The sequence below is a fragment of the Mesorhizobium sp. WSM4821 genome, assembly GCF_055901555.1.
The window spans coordinates 6,577,303-6,592,343 of the sequence record NZ_CM148371.1 but is presented as its reverse complement, the minus strand read 5'-3'; the positions used below and the strand labels follow the sequence as shown (position 1 = coordinate 6,592,343).

16 protein-coding genes are annotated in these 15,041 nt (G+C 61.8%); 2 read left to right on the top strand and 14 right to left on the bottom strand.

The window, feature by feature from the left end; genetic code table 11:
• Positions 1–8: 8 nt before the first annotated feature.
• The 4 genes from AC0NID_RS32225 to AC0NID_RS32210 form a co-directional block, all read right to left on the bottom strand.
• Positions 9–194, bottom strand: coding sequence for a hypothetical protein (locus tag AC0NID_RS32225; protein WP_473454256.1), 186 nt, complete (start codon positions 192–194; stop codon positions 9–11).
• Positions 195–340: 146 nt separating this feature from the next.
• The gene (locus tag AC0NID_RS32220; protein ID WP_473454255.1) at positions 341–1,207 is read right to left on the bottom strand and encodes a S49 family peptidase; all 867 of its coding nucleotides are present in this window, start codon (positions 1,205–1,207) and stop codon (positions 341–343) included.
• Positions 1,208–1,308: 101 nt separating this feature from the next.
• Positions 1,309–2,109 carry a tRNA1(Val) (adenine(37)-N6)-methyltransferase gene (locus AC0NID_RS32215; RefSeq protein WP_473454254.1) on the bottom strand — a complete coding sequence of 267 codons (801 nt, stop codon included), beginning with the start codon at positions 2,107–2,109 and terminating at the stop codon, positions 1,309–1,311.
• Positions 2,109–2,333 (bottom strand): putative signal transducing protein, encoded by a 225-nt coding sequence (locus AC0NID_RS32210; protein WP_095483967.1) that lies wholly within the window; start codon positions 2,331–2,333, stop codon positions 2,109–2,111. The genes AC0NID_RS32215 and AC0NID_RS32210 overlap by 1 nt, the downstream gene beginning before the upstream one ends.
• 166 nt (positions 2,334–2,499) lie before the next feature.
• Between AC0NID_RS32210 and AC0NID_RS32205 the strand changes: the two genes are divergently transcribed.
• A complete protein-coding gene (locus tag AC0NID_RS32205) occupies positions 2,500–3,516 on the top strand; it encodes a polyprenyl synthetase family protein (RefSeq protein ID WP_473454253.1) in 1,017 nt (338 codons plus the stop codon).
• Here the strand turns inward: AC0NID_RS32205 and AC0NID_RS32200 are convergent.
• From AC0NID_RS32200 to AC0NID_RS32190, 3 genes are all read right to left on the bottom strand, one after another.
• Positions 3,500–3,637 (bottom strand): hypothetical protein, encoded by a 138-nt coding sequence (locus tag AC0NID_RS32200; RefSeq protein ID WP_473454252.1) that lies wholly within the window; start codon positions 3,635–3,637, stop codon positions 3,500–3,502. The two genes, AC0NID_RS32205 and AC0NID_RS32200, sit on opposite strands and share 17 nt — an antisense overlap.
• 638 nt (positions 3,638–4,275) lie before the next feature.
• Positions 4,276–5,019, bottom strand: coding sequence for a phospholipase D-like domain-containing protein (locus AC0NID_RS32195; protein ID WP_473454251.1), 744 nt, complete (start codon positions 5,017–5,019; stop codon positions 4,276–4,278).
• Positions 5,003–5,677 (bottom strand): phospholipase D-like domain-containing protein, encoded by a 675-nt coding sequence (locus AC0NID_RS32190; RefSeq protein WP_473454250.1) that lies wholly within the window; start codon positions 5,675–5,677, stop codon positions 5,003–5,005. Before AC0NID_RS32190 ends, AC0NID_RS32195 begins: the two co-directional genes overlap by 17 nt.
• Before the next feature lie 206 nt (positions 5,678–5,883).
• Here AC0NID_RS32190 and katE point away from each other — a divergent pair, with 206 nt between their 5' ends.
• Entirely contained in the window at positions 5,884–7,995 is a 2,112-nt protein-coding gene (katE, locus tag AC0NID_RS32185) for a catalase (protein ID WP_473454249.1), read from the top strand.
• A 105-nt stretch (positions 7,996–8,100) separates the two neighbouring features.
• Here katE and AC0NID_RS32180 read toward each other — a convergent pair whose 3' ends face one another.
• The 7 genes from AC0NID_RS32180 to nosZ all read right to left on the bottom strand — a co-directional run bounded on the left by AC0NID_RS32180 (position 8,101) and on the right by nosZ (position 15,031).
• A complete protein-coding gene (locus tag AC0NID_RS32180; RefSeq protein ID WP_473454248.1) occupies positions 8,101–8,325 on the bottom strand; it encodes a hypothetical protein in 225 nt (74 codons plus the stop codon).
• 102 nt (positions 8,326–8,427) lie between these two features.
• Positions 8,428–9,435, bottom strand: a complete 1,008-nt coding sequence (locus tag AC0NID_RS32175) for an FAD:protein FMN transferase (protein WP_473454247.1) — start codon at positions 9,433–9,435, stop codon at positions 8,428–8,430.
• Positions 9,425–9,958, bottom strand: coding sequence for a nitrous oxide reductase accessory protein NosL (locus AC0NID_RS32170; protein WP_473454400.1), 534 nt, complete (start codon positions 9,956–9,958; stop codon positions 9,425–9,427). Before AC0NID_RS32170 ends, AC0NID_RS32175 begins: the two co-directional genes overlap by 11 nt.
• A gap of 32 nt (positions 9,959–9,990) precedes the next feature.
• Positions 9,991–10,818, bottom strand: coding sequence for an ABC transporter permease subunit (locus tag AC0NID_RS32165; RefSeq protein ID WP_473454246.1), 828 nt, complete (start codon positions 10,816–10,818; stop codon positions 9,991–9,993).
• A complete protein-coding gene (locus AC0NID_RS32160) occupies positions 10,815–11,735 on the bottom strand; it encodes an ABC transporter ATP-binding protein (RefSeq protein WP_473454245.1) in 921 nt (306 codons plus the stop codon). Before AC0NID_RS32160 ends, AC0NID_RS32165 begins: the two co-directional genes overlap by 4 nt.
• Positions 11,728–13,101, bottom strand: a complete 1,374-nt coding sequence (locus AC0NID_RS32155; protein ID WP_473454244.1) for a nitrous oxide reductase family maturation protein NosD — start codon at positions 13,099–13,101, stop codon at positions 11,728–11,730. Before AC0NID_RS32155 ends, AC0NID_RS32160 begins: the two co-directional genes overlap by 8 nt.
• 4 nt (positions 13,102–13,105) lie before the next feature.
• On the bottom strand, positions 13,106–15,031 hold the full coding sequence (nosZ, locus tag AC0NID_RS32150) for a TAT-dependent nitrous-oxide reductase (RefSeq protein ID WP_473454243.1): 1,926 nt from the start codon (positions 15,029–15,031) through the stop codon (positions 13,106–13,108).
• Positions 15,032–15,041 lie beyond the last annotated feature (10 nt).

Sequence of the window (15,041 nt, the reverse complement as noted above, 5' to 3'; positions counted from 1 at the left end):
GGATGATGTCAGTCCTTCGCCAGACGGTATTCGCCGGTTTTCGGATCCTTGACCAGCGTGCCCGTCGTGCCGTTGGTAGACTGCTTTTCGGTGCGCCGTATCTTGGCCGTTACGCGCTCGGCTTCCCTGACGAAGGAGCGATAGCCGATATAGGCGACGGCGCCGACGAGGGCGAAGAAAATGATCTGCGGCATATCGAAACTCCTCCCTCGCAAGGCCGGCAGAGGCGTCCGGTCGGGTCGATCAATGCATGTCGCCCAAAAGTTCACAGCGGTTTTGGAACAACGACATGCATAAACAAGAAACTTAGAACCTCATGCTAGACGTTTCCAACGGTATTTCAAAGCCCGAAGCGAGCCCACAACGCGCGCTCTTCCGCCGCATTGATCACGCCGCTGGCGGCGGCGGCGGCGATGTCGGGGGCCGAAAAGCCCTCTTTGCCCGAGCCGAACCAGCCGAACCGGCCGAACAGGCCGCGCGGCGCCGTTATCAGTTTGAGCTGGGTCTTTGGCCCGAAACGGGTCTTCAGCACGCTGCGCATATCGCCGAGCGCATCGACAAGCCCGAGCTCCAGCCCCTTCTTGCCGGTCCAGAACAGGCCGGTGAACAGGTCCGGGTCATCCTTGAGCTTGGCGCCACGCCGGTCCCTGACGAGGTCGATGAAGGTCTCGTGGACCTCGAGCTGCAGCGCCTTCAGCCGCTCGATGTCTTCCTTCTTCTCGGGCTTGAACGGGTCGAGCACCGCCTTGTTCTGGCCGGCTGTATGGACGCGGCGCTCAATGCCGATCTTCTTCATCAGCTCGGGAAAGCCGAACGAGGCCGACACCACGCCGATCGAACCGACGATGGAGGACGGATCGGCAAAGATCTCGTCGCCGGCGACCGCGATCATGTAGCCGCCCGACGCCGCAACGTCCTCGACGAAGACCAGGACCTTTTTGTTCTTCTCGGTCGCCAGGTCGCGGATGCGCCTGAAGATCAGCCGCGACTGCACCGGCGAGCCGCCCGGCGAATTGATCGAGATGGCGACTGCCGGCGCTTCGAAGGAAAACGCCTTCTCGATAGGGCCTGCGGTGGACGCCAGCGACAGGCTCGGCCGGAATTGGCCGCCGCCGGCCATGATGGTGCCGTGCAGCCGGATGACGGGAATGGTGACGATGTCGGAGCGCCAGGATCTCGGCAGCAAGCGGTTGAGAAAGCGTTTCACGGGATCTCCGGTCAATTGGCTTGATGGCATGTAGGCATTCGCCGGCCAACGGCAATGCCCCAATAAGTCGCCAGCCGCTAAGTCGCCGGCCGGAAAAAGGGTCAGTCGCCGAACAGCGAAGCCAGCCCGTTGTTGATCATCTCGGTCCGCTCCGTTGGGCCGTCGCCCGATTGTGCATGCAGCATCAGCGGCGGGCGGATCGACAGTTTCCCGCGTGCTCCAAGTGTTGCCCTGACGACGATGCGGATCGCCGCCGCCTCCGGGCGTGGATGGACGGCCAGCATCTCGGCGTCGCCGAAGCGGCCCGATATCGCATCGAGGATGGCGCCGAGATGGTCGGGCCTGGCGATCACGGCAAAACCGCCGCGCGGCCGGACCACAGCAGCAGCACTGCGGATCCAGCCGTCGAACAGCCCGTCCTCCATGACATGCGCGGCCTTTCTGAGCGGGTCGGGCGTGGCGCGATCCTGGGCGGCGTTGAAGGGCGGGTTCATAATGACGAAATCGAAGGAGTTGTCGGCAATGCCGGCGGCTGTTCGCGCTTGGCCCGACAGCGCCACATCGGCGGCAAGCACCGAGGCGCGGTCGTTGAGATGCGCATTGCCTGGGTGGGCAAGCGTTGTTGCGGCGAAGGCAGCCATTTCCGGAGACCGTTCGATGAGCACGGCCTTGGCATCGGGACAGCGCGACAGCACCGCCAGCCCTGCGGCGCCAGCACCGGCGCCGAAATCTGCAAGGCGACCGGCGAAGGAGGACGGCACCGCAGCCGCCAGCATCATGGCGTCCATTCCGGCGCGATGACCGGCCTGCTTCGGCTGCACCAGCCAGAACCGACCACGATGGAAGGCATCGACCGTATGGGCCGGCGTGTCCCGCACAAGGGTGGCGCGCGCCGTGGGCATTACTTCTGGCGTATCTCGTTGGCGATGCCGGCATCCGTCAGGATGCGTCGCGCCGCATCGGCCTGATCGGCTTCGACCATGATGCGCCGGGGCAGGATGCCGATCGAACCGTCGAGCACGCTCATGTTCTGGTCGGCGACGAAACAGCCGATGCCGGCATCGCGCATCAGCGATTCGACAAAGGAGATGATCACGGCATCGTTGGTGCGGATAAGCTCTATCATCGGATGAAACTCGCAGGTTGCAGCGATTATGTAAACGTGGGTGGCCTCCGTCGCCAGCCTCGACCGCGCCAAATCGCCTCTTGCCGTGCCTGTGGGTAGCGCCCTAGAGTCCGTGTCGGGATCAGGGTGCCGCCGTGCGCGTGACTTATAGACGGGAGTGTTTGTGGTGGGTGTCGTTCTCAACATCGAAAACGGGAAGCGGGAAGCTGCCTCCATCAAGGACCTCATCGACCTGACGGCGGCCGATATGGGGCGCGTCAACAAATTGATCCTGTCGAAGGCCGGTTCCGACGTCGAAATGATCCCGGAGATTGCCAACCACCTGATCTCCTCGGGCGGCAAGCGGCTGCGGCCGATGCTGACACTCGCCTCGGCTCAGATGTTCGGCTATTCCGGCGAGGGGCATGTCAAGCTCGCCACATCGGTCGAGTTCATGCACACGGCAACGCTCCTCCATGACGATGTCGTCGACGAGAGCGGCATGCGGCGCGGCAAGAAGACTGCCCGCATGATCTGGGGCAACCAGGCGAGCGTTTTGGTCGGCGATTTCCTGCTTGGCCAGGCTTTCCGCATGATGGTCGATGTCGGCTCGCTGGAAGCGCTCGATATCCTGTCCAGCGCCGCTTCGATCATTGCCGAGGGCGAGGTGATGCAGCTCGCCGCCGCCAAGAACCTGGAAACCACCGAGGATGAGCATTTCGCGGTGATCAAGGCCAAGACCGCAGCGCTGTTCTCGGCCGCCGCCGAGGTCGGTCCGGTCATCGCCCAGGCGACGCGAAACGATCGCGCGGCGCTGCGCTCCTATGGCATGAATCTCGGCCTTGCCTTCCAGCTGATCGACGATGCGCTGGACTATGGCGGCACCAGCAAGGATCTGGGCAAGAACGTCGGCGACGATTTCCGCGAAGGCAAGGTGACGCTGCCGGTGATCCTCGCCTACCGGCGCGGCACCAAGGCCGAACGCACCTTCTGGAAGCGCGCCATCGAGGACAATGCCACCGACGACGCCGGGCTGGAAAAGGCGATCGGATTGATGACCCGCCACGGCGCGATCGCCGACACCATCGGGCGCGCCGGCCATTTCGGCGAGATCGCCCGCGACGCGCTGGCGCCGCTGGAAGCGACGCCGCAGAAATCGGCGCTGATCGACGTCATCGATTTCTGCATCAGCCGCGTGAACTGAGGGACATCGCCGATATCTGGCCGGCGCGGCGTCCGCTCTTCATCGTGGTTTCCCCTGCCGCGGCGAGCCAGAAGGCGACCTGGATGTCGTCGGCAACAGCGATCTTCAAATTCCCCGACATGGCGGTTGGCGAGCGCGATCAACAACGCCATGCCGACCGCATTGCCGACCTGGAGCCGACGCCCTCCGGGTCCACCAAGACGAGCTTATGAGCCAAATGCCGTCGTCGACTTGCTTGATGGCGGGCCCTCTGGCCGGCGAGCACGGTGGAGGTTGTTTTTCTTTCTGTGCATGAAGATGCGGCCGCAGGCGAGGGACGAGAATGTCTCGGTCGTGAATGGAATATTCCACCTCCGACAGGTCTCCATAGGGTCTCGCGGACGTTCATAGAGATTCACGGGCGGCTTCATTGCATTCGTGGACGAAAGCGTCGAAGCGGGGCCGTTGTTGCAGGTCCGTCGGCCCGATTGTGCTGTTTGAGGGTGTGCTGCCGTTGTTGGGATTACCCGGCCTGATCCACTCGGTCCCGACGCCCTGCCGCGGTCATCAGACCGGAAGCCTGATGTAGGGAAACGCGAAGGGAAGCCAGTTGTCGCTTCTTATTGCCGCCGGCAGGCCGCGTTCTGAAAGAGGCGGGCCAAGGCGTCGATGACGGATCCCTGTGCCGCTCAATGAATATCACGGCGCCATATTGCAACGGCGATCTCGGCGACCACCCCAAGCAAGAACTTTGCTGTCATATGGGGTCTGGCCAAAGCGCTAAAGCTGAGACTCGATCGGAAGGTGGCGGACCAAGGCCGCCAGAACCCGGCGAGATAGTCCGGCTTCGGGTTCGTGTGTGTATTCTTGGAGCATGCCTTCGTCGCATCCATGCCAGTGCAGCACATTGTTTTTTAGTTCCAGCCGATAACTGGTTTCTGGTGATATCTCAGTTTGAAAAAAGTGCCGAAGTTCACCGACTAATTCCTCATCCTCAAACAGCACGCCCATTTCCGAGTTCAAAGACACTGACCGTGGATCAAAATTGAAGGAACCGACGAAGCCGGTCCTGTCGTCAACCGTGAAAGATTTGGTATGCAGACTGGCACCCTTGGAGCCAAACACCGAGATTGCCTGTCGGCGAGTGAAGGGCTGCAGCTCGAAAAGTCTGACGCCATTCCTGAGCAATCGCTTGCGATAGTTTGCATAAGCGCCGTGGACCGCGGCGACGTCTGTAGCGGCCAACGAATTGGTCAACACCGAAACGTCGACCCCGTTGCTGACGAGGTCTTGCAGGATCACGCAGCCCCTTTTGCCAGGGATGAAATAGGGAGATACAATTTCCAGACTGGTGCGGGCCGATTGAATGAGGGGAAGCAGTTCCTTCGTAAGCCAGCTGCGACGTCTCCAACCTCTCACCTTCTCTGGAGGATCGGAAATCACCCGAACTCGATCCACCCAATGCAGGTCGTCGCGGGCCGCGATGAACTCTGCGATGGACCGTTGGTCACCGATCCCGTTCAAGAGCTTCGCTTCGGTTTCGACATCCGTTTCCCGAGAACAAATGAGAACGCTCGTTCTCAGCGGCCGAACCCATGGCACCAATTGGTTTTGCGTCCTCGCAAGCCCAGAACGCCTCAAATATTTCCGCGGTTTGCTGCACGGCAGGACCAAGGAGCAGCACGTCAAGGTCGCGGAAATTGGTTTCTGCTGCGTCGAAATAGGCATCGCCAACGTTTCGCCCGCCTACGATGGCGACGTTGTCGTCAGCGATCCAAGCCTTGTTGTGCATCCTGCGGGTCAACGCAAAAAGCCGCAACGCAATCTCCACCCCGCGCATGATGCTGCATCGTCTGATGCCGCTCGGATTAAACAACTTCAACTCGATGTTTGGGTGATTGCTCAACGCCAGATAGGCAGAATCGTTATTTCGCGGATTGGCGTCATCAAGAAGCATGCGCACCCGCACGCCACGCTCAGCGGCCCGAAAAACTTCCTGCAAAAGCAAGCGGCCAGTGTGGTCATCGTGCCAAAGGTAGTACATGAGGTCGAGACTGCGAACGGAACTCCTTGCCGCCAGAACGCGCCCGGCGAAAGCGTCAAAATTGTCCGGGAGGAGTAGCAAGCCGCTTTTGCCTGCTTTGATGTTGTCGTGCGCATTTTGCGAAATGGATACTTCCATTAAGTACTACCTTCGGCGATCGAAGCTGGCAGTGCTCAAAATCATAGCAAGAACCCTTCAGAGGTAATCTGGTTGCATACGCAGTTGCCCGCGCCTGATCGCGGGCTCTCATGCTGTTTCCGAGTCGTGGTCACCGTCCGGAGGAACGAAATGGCTATCAAGGCATTGTGGGAGGGCCGAAAGGCTCCTCCTGAAGGGAAACAAGAATGGCCAAGACCTCGAGCCCGTCGCCCCGCAAGCCCGCTACGATCCACGACCAGAAGCTCGAACGGGGGAAAGGCGGCGAACTCCATCAGATCGCGGAGGGAGACGGTCCGGTCCTCACGACTGCGCAGGGCGCTCCGGTGTCGGACGACCACAACACGCTGAAGACTGGCGAACGTGGGCCGACGTTGATCGAGGATTTCCATTTCCGCGAGAAGATCTTCCATTTCGACCACGAGCGCATTCCCGAGCGCGTGGTGCATGCGCGCGGGTACGGCGCGCACGGCTATTTCGAAACTTATGAATCTCTCGCCAAATACACGCGCGCCGACATCTTCCAACGCGCCGGCGAAAAAACTCCGGCCTTCGTCCGCTTCTCGACGGTCGCTGGTTCGAAGGGGTCGTTTGATCTCGCCCGCGATGTACGCGGCTTCGCTGTCAAGCTCTACACGAAGGAAGGCAACTGGGACATCGTCGGCAACAACATTCCCGTCTTCTTCATCCAGGACGCAATCAGGTTTCCGGACATCATCCACGCGGTTAAGCCGGAACCGGACCGCGCCTTCCCGCAGGCGCAGTCGGCACACGACAATTTCTGGGACTTCATCTCGCTGACCCCTGAATCGATGCACATGGTCATGTGGATCATGTCCGACCGGGCAATCCCGCGCTCTTTCCGTTTCATGGAAGGTTTTGGCGTCCACACGTTCCGCTTTGTGAACGCCAACGATGAGTCGACCTTCGTCAAGTTCCACTGGAAGCCGAAGCTGGGTCTTCAGTCCGTGGTCTGGAACGAGGCGGTCAAGATCAACGGCGCCGATCCGGATTTTCATCGCCGCGATCTGTGGAATGCGATCCAGTCTGGCAATTTCCCGGAATGGGAGTTGCGGGTGCAACTGTTCGACCAGAACTTTGCCGATAGCTTCGATTTCGACGTACTGGACGCTACCAAGATAATCCCGGAAGAAGTCCTGCAGCCGATTCCCGTAGGACGGCTTGTGCTCGACCGGATGCCCGACAACTTCTTCGCCGAGACGGAGCAGGTCGCGTTCATGACGCAGAATGTGCCACCCGGCGTCGACTTCTCGAATGACCCGCTGCTGCAGGGGCGCAACTTCTCCTATCTGGATACACAGTTGAAGCGGCTCGGCGGCCCAAACTTTACGCACATCCCTATCAACGCGCCCAAATGTCCTTTCCATCACTTCCAGCAGGACGGCCATATGGCGATGCGCAATCCAGTCGGCCGGGTAAACTACCAGCCGAATTCCTTCGGTGAAGGCCCACGGGAATCAACGCAGCGCGGATTTCGAACGTTCGCCGACGCGGAAGAAGGCCCGAAGGTCCGGGTGCGCGCGGAAAGCTTCGCCGACCACTACAGCCAGGCGCGGCAGTTCTTCAACAGTCAGACCCCACCCGAGCAGCGCCATATCGCCATGGCGCTGACCTTCGAGCTTTCCAAGGTCGAGACGCCGGCGATCCGCGAGCGGATGGTCGCGCATCTGCTGAACATCGACGAGGGACTGGCCGAGACCGTCGCCGACAAGCTCGGTATGAAGCAACTGCCCAAGCCGGCCGATGCTGCGGCGGCGCCCCGGGACGATATCGAACCGTCCCCGGCGCTCAGCATCATCGAGAACGGGCCGAGCAGTTTTGCCGGTCGCAAGGTCGGCGTGCTTGTCAGCCCGGGCGCCGATGCCATCATTCTGAAGAAGCTCCAATCCGCGATAGAAAAGGAAGGCGCAGCGCTGGAGGTCATCGCTCCCAAGGTCGGTGGGGTCGAGGCTGCGGACGGAAGTTGGATCGGGGCCAGGCACATGATCGACGGCGGTCCGTCGGTGCTCTTCGACGCCGTGGCGCTGATCCTCTCCGAAGAAGGCGCCGCGCGCCTGACGGGTGAAGCCGCCGCGCGTGACTTCGTCGCCGATGCCTTCGCTCATTGCAAGTTCATCGGCTTCACATCCGGCGCCATCCCGCTGTTGCAAAAGGCGGGCGTGGATGCGAATGCCGATGAGGGCCTGATTGGTCTGGATGATCCCAAGGCGATCACCAGCTTCATTGAATCTTGCCGCAAGCTCCGCCTCTGGAGCCGGGAGATGGCGGTCAAACTGTAGCCGAGCCGACCAAGCGACGACGGGAGTTTCTCATGCAGATTAGTCGAACTGAAGTCGCTCTGGCGACCGCCTAGCGCGGGTTCTGTTTTGTGTCGATGGCGGTGATTATGTTACCGTCGACATGGCAAAAAAGTTGAAGCTGGAAACCATGAGGCGGCTCTCGACCCGGCGCGGGCGATCCTTGTCCAGATCGCCACTTTCGATCAGGCGACCAATCACTACGATGCCGAAAGCAACGGCAATTTTGACGAAGTCGCGGTCAGCGCGGCCAGCGATGAGAACGCTGGCGTTTACATCTTCGGATATCGTGATGGCGAGGGTAGCCGGCAAGTTCCTCCGTCGCGAATGCCGAGCTCGAAACATGGGAAAGATTTCCGTCGGCGGTCCGCTTAGAGATTGCGCTTCAGGAGCGCGGCCAGCTATCGTTCGCCTCTACCCGCGCCCGAACTCCACAAGCTGACCCGAAGCCGAGTTCCCCAACAGGCGCGCCCGCAGGCCTGGGCACTCGGCCACGATCCTTCGGACGGCATCCGGCTGCAACAGGCTGAAGGCTGTCGAAAACGCGTCTGCCGTGGTCGCGTCCGGCGCAAGGACGGTCACGCCCAGGTAGAGGCTTGCGCCGAGCCCGCTGCGCGGATCGATCAAGTGGCTGAAACGGCTCCTATCGTTGAAACGGAACCCATCCGGGCTGGACGTTGCCACAGCATTGTCCTCAATCTCGAGGATGGTAAAAAGCCCGGCATCGCCAGGCGCGCGCTCGACGCCGACTTTCCAGGCACCGCCATCAGGCCGGGACCCCATGGCACGGATTTCGCCCATGTCGACCAAGCTCTTCGTGACGCCGCCTCGACGAAGCATGTCCACAATCCGGTCTGTGATGAAGCCCTGAGCGATGCCGTTGAGGGTGAGCGCCATGCCCCGCCGGGCGAAGGCGATCCTGTCGTCGCTGAAAAGCACGTTGCCGAAACCCACGAGGTCCAGGAATTCGCGCAGCTTCGCCTCCGGCGGCCCTGCGGGGTCGGGATTGGCCCCGCCGAAATGCCGCGCTAGAAGCGTCCACAGGGGCTGGACCGACGGATCGAACGCGCCACCGCTCAGCTCCCAGACCACGCGGCTTTTCTCGAGGAGAGCTACGAGTTCCGGCGGCGGTGTGGCAAGTGCGCCCATCCTGTTCAGCTCCGAAAGCGCCGAATCGGCCCGGTAAAGGCTGAAGATGCGTTCAAGCCGCGCCACTTCGACGACAGCCTGCTTCAGCAGCAGCCCGGCTGTGGCCCTGTCATGATGATGGATGGTCAGCGAGGCGGAAGCGCCGAGCGCCTGTCCCTCCCAGGTCACAGTCTGGACCGCTGCCTTGGTCGCGGCGCCCGCGGGAAGCAGACCAAGGCCCGCGGCCGAAGCGGTTATGGAGATGAAACGGCGGCGACTCAGTTTATGGGCCATGATCCGGCTCCTGGTGGGTTGCACCGGTGGTTTCCGGCGGAATATCATCTTCCTGGGCGGAACCGGCCGCTCCCAGCACATAGTCGCGTGGGATATCGACGAAGCTAACAATTTGTCCACCGTTCTTGTCGGCGAACTCGGCGGCCGCGGCTTGCGTCGAGAATGGAACCGTCTCCGGCGCGCCCATGCCGCCACGCACCGAACTCCCAATGACGTAGAAGGCCTGTCTGGCTTCGACCCAGTTTTCCGCTCCCGGCGCCTCCCAGCTCGGAGCCTTGGCCATGTCGGAGACATAGATGGCCGAGATGTTCTTCGGCTCCTCCGGCAGCATGGTGAAGGCGACCACGTCGCGAGCCGAAGAAAACCAGATCGGTTCGGGAATCTGGCCAACCATGACCTGCCCCTTCGGCCCGGGATGCTCGAGCACGTTCATGCCGCAATAGTGGCCTATAGCAGCCTCCGTCAGGGCGACAGGTTTCGGGATTTCGATCTCGCCGTTGTCGCTGCACCCGGCAAGCACCATGAAGGCGGCAATCGCCGCGGGAAGAAGCAGTCTCACAGTTCTCTCCTGGCAAACACCATCACGGCAGCCGCCAGCGGCGCGAGCGTCCAGGCGAGCAGCGCCGCGATCAAGGCAGCTGGCCCGAGCGCCGCATTGTCGGCTACGCCGCCCATGCCGGACAGGGCTCCGACGCTCTCCGACCCGAGGTTCAGCAAACGGTAGGCGTCGGCCGGATTGGCCAGTAGAAGCGCGCTCAAAAGCCCGCCTCCGATCGTCCGGCCCTGGTCGACGACCAGCACACCGAGCAGCGCCATGTCGTAGATGAGGACGCAGAGCAGCCAGACGCCGATGGCGATCCCACCCGCTGTTCCGCGCTCCGCGACGAGCGCACTGACGAGATATCCGATGGCGATGAACACCGCGCCCAGCAGGATCGAGGAAAGTATCATCGATGCGAATGCCGTCCAGCTCGCCATATCGATCGGCACCCCGGTCGCAGCCATCGCAGCCGCGGCCGCGCCGTAGCCGAACAGCGTGGCGAAGGACAGGATGGCAAGGTGCCCGATGAACTTGCCCATGATCACCTGCCAGCGCCCGATGGGATAGCTGAGGAGCAAGAGCATCGTGCCGCGTTCCATTTCCCCGACGATTGCGTCATGCGAGATCAGGAGCGCGATCAGCGGGACGAGGAAAATGGTGAGGCTCGACAGGCTGACGACAACCACGTCGAGTGCGCTGGCGCCGACGTTCCCCGTCGGAGCGCTTCCCAGGAATGTCAGCGTCAGGGCTAGCGCCGCCAGCAGCAGTGTCGTGGCAAGGACCCAGCGATTGCGCAACCCCTCCTGGATTTCCTTGCGGGCGACGATAAGGATATTCATCATTGAGCTGCCTCCTGTGCGCCAAGGAAATGGGCGTAGAGCTCGTCGAGCGTTGGAGGGGCAACGTCGAGGTCGACCACCGGCGCGTCAGTGGAGGCAGCGCTTCTGAGCAGCGAAATCTTCTCGCCTGGCTGCGCGTCGATCTCCAGCACATGGCCGTTGATGCGTTTCCATGCGCCCGTCCGGCCTATCCAGTCATCCACCCTGCCTGCTTCACAATCCGCGAGCCTGACGCGGATGCGCGTCGGCAGCTTGGCGATTTGTCGAAGTTCCTCGATCGTGCCGTCCGCGATCTTGGCTCCGCGGTTGACGATCACCACGCGATCCGCCTTGCCTTCGAGTTCCGTCAGCGCGTGCGAGGACAACAGGACGGTCGCGCCGTCTGCCCGTAATTCGGCGACGATTTCGTAGAAGCTGCGCCGCAGTGCCGGATCCAGTCCCGTCGTCGGCTCGTCGAGTAGCAGCACCCTCGGGCGGCCAAGCAGCGCCTGTGCAAGGCCGAGCCGCTGGCGCATACCCTTCGAGTAGGTGCCGACGCGACGGTCAGCGGCACCCGCTAAGCCGACCCGCTCGAGCAGGGCTCCAACGATGTCAAGCGGAACGCGTTTCAGGCGCGCGTAGAAGCTCAGCGTCTCGCGCCCGGTCAGCGCCATATTGAATGATACGTTCTCCGGCAGGTAACCGAGCCTCCGGCGTGCGGCGAACTGGCCCGCCGCCGGGTCTTCGCCCAGGACCCGGACCATTCCCGAGTCCGGACGGATGAGGCCGAGCATCAGCTTGATGAGCGTTGTCTTGCCGGCGCCGTTATGGCCGACTAGAGCGATTGTCTCGCCCTCCTTGAGACTGCACGTGACGTCGGTTACGGCAGGGACCTTGCCGTAGGACTTGGTCACGCCGGTCACGTACACGGTGTCAGTCATGGCTGCTCCTCCGAGGCGGCGCCATCAGCGGGTGGCTGTCGACCACGCCGCCGGGCAGGAGCGCCGGAAACTGTGCCTGCGCCCAGCGGATCACCTGCACCGCGGGACTGTTCATGAGGACCTTCGCCTGCGGAGAGATCCACAGGACCCGGTCGACCAGATCGTTCGGCCGGTAAGGGTTGTCACCGATGCCGTCGCCGTCGAGATCGAAAGCCGGATTGTCGCTCCAATAATTGCCCCGGCGTTGTTCCGACCAGTCGAGATGGCGGGTTCCGACGTACTTCACCTGGTTGCGGTTCCTGACGAAGGCGTTGCCCGACATGGCGTTTCCTTCCGAACCCGCCGTGAAGTGGATCCCGATCGAGCATCCCTCGAACAGGTTGTTGCGGAATTCGTTCTTGTTGGCGTTGTAGATGAACACGCATTTCTCGGGACCGAGACGCATTCCGCGGTCATTCGGCGCGACGTCGGCAGGTTCCGGGTTCGGCACGGCATGGGCGCCGCTCACGCGACCAGCGGCCGTCCACCTTTCGACCAGCTGAAGCCTTCCTCGTACCGTATTGCCCGTGATCACGGAACCGTTCGCATAGTTCAGCATCAAACCGTGGTCGCGGTCGCCGTCCGAAATGTTGTTTTCGACGTGCAGGTTCTTCGAGTACATGATGGCATAGCCGACATTGTTGCCGACCGAAACGTTGCCGCTGACCTCGCTATCATTGGTGTACATGTAATGAATCGCAAAGCGCAGGCTGCGCAGCGTATTCCCCCTGAAGACGTTGCGCTTGCTCGTCTTGGTGAAAATACCGTCCCTGCCGAAGCTGATGTCGTTCTCGATCACCTGGGCACCCGGAGCGTTCCAGAGAGATATGCCGTCTCCGGCCTCGCTGGTCCGCCCCTCGCGCATGCCGACGATCCTGTTGCCCTTCGCCAACGAATCCTCGGCGCCGTGGAGGTAGATGCCGACGAGATTGTCCAGGATCGTGTTGTCTTCGACGCGCGTTCCTGTTGCCGTCTTCGCGACGAAGACGCCGGAGTCCATTTCGGAAAGGTTCCGTCCCGATCCCCTGATCTCCAGTCCGCGCACGATCGACCTCGGCGCCGTGACGGTGATGACGCTGCCGCTGCCGCCGCCTGCGACCACGGCTCCGCTTTGGCCTTCCAGCGTCAGCGTCTTGGCGATGGTGACAGGGCCCTCGTGCTTGCCCGCCTGCAGCCGGATGACGTCGCCGGGTGAGGCGGCGTCTATCACCGCCTGCAGGCTCCCTGTGCCGGGAGCCTGCAGGATGAGCTCGGCCCACGCGGGCGAATCGGGCAGGGCGGCGAGAAACGCCGCCATCCCCAACGCAATTATGCCCAGTCGTGCCATCGGCTCACACGCCTTGCGGCTCGACGAACATGCGGCCCTTCATCTCCATGTGCATCGCATGGCAGAACCATGAGCAGTAGTACCAGTAAACGCCTGGTTTGCTCGCGTTGAAGGTCACGGAAGCGGTCGCCTGCGGCGCCACTTCCATGTTGATGCCGTAGTTGATGATGCTGAACCCGTGGGTCAAATCCTCTACCTCGTCGATGTTTGTGACATAGACCGTCACCTCATCGCCCTGCTTGACGGTGAATTCCTCTAGACCAAACGCCGGGGCCACCGAGGTCATGTAGACGCGGACCTTGTTGCCGTCTCGAATCACCTCCGAATCCGACGTAAGATCGATGCCGTCGGCCGCCGCCTGTTTCACCGCATCGGCGAAGAACGGGTCGTCGCGGTTCCACACATGCACCGGATCGATCTTGGAGCGGTGCACGAGCGTGGCGTCGTGCGGTTCGGCGAATGTCGGATTGTCGTGCACCAAGACCATCTCGTCGCCCGAGATGTCGATGAGCTGATCGTTCTCCGGCTTGAGAGGGCCGACGTTGAGATAGCGGTCCTTGGAGAACTTGTTAAGCGATATCAGCCATTTGCCGTCAGCCTCCTTGGTCTGGCCCATCGAGGTGTGGTTGTGCCCCGGCTGGTAATGAACGTCCAGCTTCTGGCGGATCGGATCGACCTGCTCCCCGGCGAACGCCCGCTTGGCGTCTTCTATGTTCCACTTGCAGATCTGGCTGTCGATGAACAGGGTCGTGAAGGCGTTGCCCCTTCCGTCATAGGCAGTGTGCAACGGCCCGAGGCCCAGTTCCGGCTCGGCGACAACGGTGTCACGCGGCTTGATCTTATCGTCGAAAAGATCGTCGAACTTTCGCACGTCGAACACCGTCACCGTCGGTGACAGCTTGCCGTTCGCCACCACGTGGATGCCGTCCGGTGCGGTGTTGATGCCGTGTGGACTGTTGGGAACGGGAATGTAGCGCGTGAGCGGAGATCCTTTGCGGCCGTCCAGCACCGGAACACCGTTGATTTCCTCGAAATCGCCCTTCGCAACTGCGTCTTCGATGCGCTTGAGGTTGAAGACGACGACCCAGTCCTGCTCGTTCGCCATCATCTCGGCGAGGTTCACGCCCTCTTCCGAATTGTAGCAGGTGGCGAAGCAATACTTGCCCTGATAGTCGGCGTCGACGTTGTCGAGATTGCCGTCGACCATGATCTGCCAGGCCACCTTCATGGTCTCACCGTCGACCGCTGTGAATATGGCGCGGTAGGTGCTCTTGTCATTCATCGTGGTGCCGTCATTGTGCAGGGGCACGCGATCCTCGCCGTTGCAGAATACGTAGCCCGTCTTCGGATATTTTTGGACACGCAAACCGTGAACCGTGTGCTGGTTCGGCAGTTGGATGATCTTGTCGCATTTCATCACGTCGAGACGGATGCGGCAGACGCGGGTGTTGGCCTTGTCGTTGGCGTAGAGATAGCGGCCGTCATAGGTCCCGTCGGTGAAGGACGGATGCGGATGGTGCAGATCGCCGTTGTGATAGACCCCACCCTTGTCCTTCAGGAACTCCACCGTCTCCGGCAGCAGACCTTCGGTCAGCACTTTTCGGCTCTCATTGGTCAGGCCCCAGCCGGTGGCGCTGCAGCGATTGAACACCGGAATGCGCATCATTTCGCGCATGGACGGCGCCCCCACCACCCGGATTTCGCCCGACTGCCCGCTCGAGAAAAAGACGTAATATTCGTCGAGCTCGCCAGGCTTCACTTCGTAGCTGCCGCCGGCGGCCGGCGCAGTTTGTGCCGCGGCCGGGGCGACCGCGCCTCCCGCCAGAGCCAGCGCGCCGCCCGCACCGGTCGCTCCGGCGGCTGCTGCGAAAGCTGTGGAGCCGAGCAACTGACGCCTGCTCAGACCTTTTCTTGTTTCTTCCTGTGACATTCATCTCTCC

What these genes read in the sequence shown, in the direction of transcription:
- AC0NID_RS32225 (WP_473454256.1), bottom strand. Translation starts at nt 194, where the DNA reads ATGCCGCAGATCATTTTCTTCGCCCTCGTCGGCGCCGTCGCCTATATC.
- AC0NID_RS32215 (WP_473454254.1), bottom strand. Translation starts at nt 2,109, where the DNA reads ATGCCCACGGCGCGCGCCACCCTTGTGCGGGACACGCCGGCCCATACG.
- AC0NID_RS32210 (WP_095483967.1), bottom strand. Translation starts at nt 2,333, where the DNA reads ATGATAGAGCTTATCCGCACCAACGATGCCGTGATCATCTCCTTTGTC.
- AC0NID_RS32200 (WP_473454252.1), bottom strand. Translation starts at nt 3,637, where the DNA reads ATGTCGGGGAATTTGAAGATCGCTGTTGCCGACGACATCCAGGTCGCC.
- AC0NID_RS32190 (WP_473454250.1), bottom strand. Translation starts at nt 5,677, where the DNA reads ATGGAAGTATCCATTTCGCAAAATGCGCACGACAACATCAAAGCAGGC.
- katE (WP_473454249.1), top strand. Translation starts at nt 5,884, where the DNA reads ATGGCCAAGACCTCGAGCCCGTCGCCCCGCAAGCCCGCTACGATCCAC.
- AC0NID_RS32175 (WP_473454247.1), bottom strand. Translation starts at nt 9,435, where the DNA reads ATGGCCCATAAACTGAGTCGCCGCCGTTTCATCTCCATAACCGCTTCG.
- AC0NID_RS32170 (WP_473454400.1), bottom strand. Translation starts at nt 9,958, where the DNA reads ATGGTGCTTGCCGGGTGCAGCGACAACGGCGAGATCGAAATCCCGAAA.
- AC0NID_RS32165 (WP_473454246.1), bottom strand. Translation starts at nt 10,818, where the DNA reads ATGATGAATATCCTTATCGTCGCCCGCAAGGAAATCCAGGAGGGGTTG.
- AC0NID_RS32160 (WP_473454245.1), bottom strand. Translation starts at nt 11,735, where the DNA reads ATGACTGACACCGTGTACGTGACCGGCGTGACCAAGTCCTACGGCAAG.
- AC0NID_RS32155 (WP_473454244.1), bottom strand. Translation starts at nt 13,101, where the DNA reads ATGGCACGACTGGGCATAATTGCGTTGGGGATGGCGGCGTTTCTCGCC.
- nosZ (WP_473454243.1), bottom strand. Translation starts at nt 15,031, where the DNA reads ATGTCACAGGAAGAAACAAGAAAAGGTCTGAGCAGGCGTCAGTTGCTC.